Annotated in this window: 2 protein-coding genes; both read left to right on the top strand. The window is 71.6% G+C overall.

Going from position 1 to position 2,718, the window contains the following annotated elements; all coding sequences use genetic code 11:
* Positions 1 to 319: 319 nt before the first annotated feature.
* Positions 320 to 1,342, top strand: a complete 1,023-nt coding sequence (locus ACWF94_RS38140) for a phosphotransferase family protein (RefSeq protein WP_453499493.1) — start codon at positions 320 to 322, stop codon at positions 1,340 to 1,342.
* 4 nt (positions 1,343 to 1,346) lie between these two features.
* Positions 1,347 to 2,561, top strand: a complete 1,215-nt coding sequence (locus tag ACWF94_RS38135; protein ID WP_453499491.1) for an acyl-CoA dehydrogenase family protein — start codon at positions 1,347 to 1,349, stop codon at positions 2,559 to 2,561.
* Positions 2,562 to 2,718: the final 157 nt, after the last annotated feature.

The raw sequence follows: 2,718 nt of genomic DNA, 5'->3' as shown, positions 1-2,718 counted from the left end.
CGCGACCACCCCGCGCGGCCCGCCCACGACGGACATCCGGACGCCTGACCCCGCCCCGCCGTGCCCCGCCCCACGGCACCCCACCGCGCCCCGCCGCACCCGGGACCGCGATCCGGCCCCGGGCGCTCGCCGTACACGCGATCCCGGCGTATGACCCGGCAGGTGACCCGGTCCCTGTCTCCCTCCGCGTTTCCCTCCGCGTTTCCTCCGCGCATGTGATCCGATCCCGGGTTCTCGCCGCGCACTGGACGACATACCGACTGGTCGGTCATCATCGAGGGGCCCTGTCCTTCCCTGTCCCAGCACCCCGGAGTGCCCGATGACCCCAGTCCCTCCGCCCGGTCTCGACCCTGCCGAGCTGCGCGCCTTCCTCGACCGCGAGCGCCCGGGGATGGTGAGCGGGCCGCTCACCGCCCGGCTGATCCAGGGCGGGCGCTCCAACCTCACCTACACCGTCACCGACGGCACCGGCCAATGGGTCGTACGGCGGCCCCCGCTCGGCCATGTCCTGGCGACGGCGCACGACATGCGGCGCGAGCACCGGGTCATCAGCGCGCTGCACCCGACCTCGGTCCCCGTGCCCGAGCCGCTGCTGCTGTGCGAGGACGAGTCGGTCATCGGCTCGCCGTTCTACGTCATGGAGTACGTGGCGGGCACGCCGTACCGCACCGCCGAAGAGCTGGTCCCGCTCGGCCCGGAACGCACCCGTGAGGTGGTGCTCGCCCTGCTCGACACCCTGGTCGAACTGCACGCCGTCGACCCCGATGCGGTCGGCCTCGGGGACTTCGGCCGCCCTGAGGGCTTCCTCGACCGCCAGCTCCGCCGCTGGGGCAAGCAACTGGCCGCCTCCCGAGACCGCGAACTCGCCGGCATCGACGAACTCCACGCCTCCCTCGGCCGCTCGCTCCCCCGCTCCCCCGCGCCCACCGTCGTCCACGGCGACTACCGCCTCGACAATGCCCTCGTCGGCACCGACGGCCGGATCAATGCGGTGCTGGACTGGGAGATGTCCACCCTCGGCGACCCGCTCACCGACGTCGGGCTGCTGGTGATGTACAGCACCGGACTCGATGCGCCCGACAGCCCCGTCAGTACCACCTCGGCCGCGCCGGGCCACCCGTCGACGGCCGAACTGATCGAGCGGTACGCGAACCGCTCAGGCCGCGACACCTCCGCCGTCTCCTGGTACACCGCCTTCGCCTGGTTCAAGCTCGCCGTGATCCTGGAGGGCATCCACTACCGGCACACCCTCGGCCAGACCGTCGGCGAAGGTTTCGACCGGATCGGCGGCGTCGTGCCCCTCTTCATCGAGCACGGCCTCAACACCCTCCAGGAAGGCTGAACCCGTGGACTTCGCATTCGACGCGCGCACCGAGGAACTGCGAGCCAGGCTGCTCGCCTTCATGGACGAGCACATCTACCCGGCGGAGGCCGTCGCCCACGAGCAGCGCGCCCGGCTCGCCTCGCCGTGGGACACCCCGCCGATCGTCGAGCGGTTGAAGGCCGAGGCCCGCCGGCAGGGCCTGTGGAACCTCTTCCTCCCGGACGAGGAGCACGGAGCCGGTCTCACCAACCTCCAGTACGCCCCGCTCGCCGAGATCACCGGCCGCAGCCCGGATCTGGCCCCCACCGCCCTGAACTGCGCCGCGCCCGACACCGGGAACATGGAGGTTCTTGCGCAGTTCGGCACCGAGCGGCAGAAGAAGCAGTGGCTTGAGCCGCTGCTGGCCGGGGAGATCCGGTCCGCGTTCGCGATGACCGAGCCCGAGGTCGCCTCGTCCGACGCGACGAACGTCCGGACACGGATCGACCGCGACGGTGACGACTATGTCGTCAACGGCCGCAAGTGGTACATCTCCGGGGCGATGAACCCCGACTGCCAGATCTTCATCGTGATGGGCAAGACCGACCCGGACGGCGAGGATCTCCGCCGCCAGCAGTCGATGATCCTCGTTCCCCGTGACACACCCGGTGTCGAGGTGCGGCGGGCCATGCGGGTGTACGGCTACGAGGACCACGCGCACGGTGGGCACGCCGAGGTCGTCTTCGACCGGGTCCGGGTCCCCGTGACCCATCTGATCGGCGAGGAGGGCGGCGGGTTCGCCATCGCCCAGGCCCGGCTGGGGCCCGGCCGTATCCACCACTGCATGCGGCTGATCGGCATGGCCGAGCGCGCGATCGAGCTGATGTGCCGCCGGGCCGTCTCCCGTACGGCCTTCGGCAAACCGCTTGCCGAGCAGGGCGTGGTGCAGAACTGGATCGCGGACGCGCGGGTCACCGTGGAGCAGTTGCGGCTCCTCGTCCTGAAGACCGCCTGGCTGATGGACACCGTCGGCAACCGGGGCGCCCACACCGAGATCCAGGCGATCAAGATCGCGACGCCAAGAGCGGTGGTGGACATCCTGGACCGGGCCGTGCAGGTGTACGGCGCGGGCGGGGTGAGCCAGGACTTCCCGCTGGCGGAGCTGTGGGCGGCGGCGAGGACGCTGCGCTTGGCGGACGGGCCGGATGAGGTCCACCAGCGCTCCCTGGCCCGCCGCGAGCTGCGCGCGTACCGGTAGCGGGCTGCTCCTGGGGGCGGCTCCCAGGGCCCGCCCCGCCGAGCGCCATCGGTCCCGCACACCCTGCGGGCGTGTCCTCAAACGCCGGACGGGCTTGATATGCGCACCCGGGCAGACAAAATCAGCCTCGCCGGCGTTTGAGGCGCGGGGTCCGGGG

The organism is Streptomyces sp. NPDC055078, from assembly GCF_053607985.1.
Note: the sequence above shows the minus strand (reverse complement) of the source record. Positions and strands in the feature narration are given on the sequence as shown.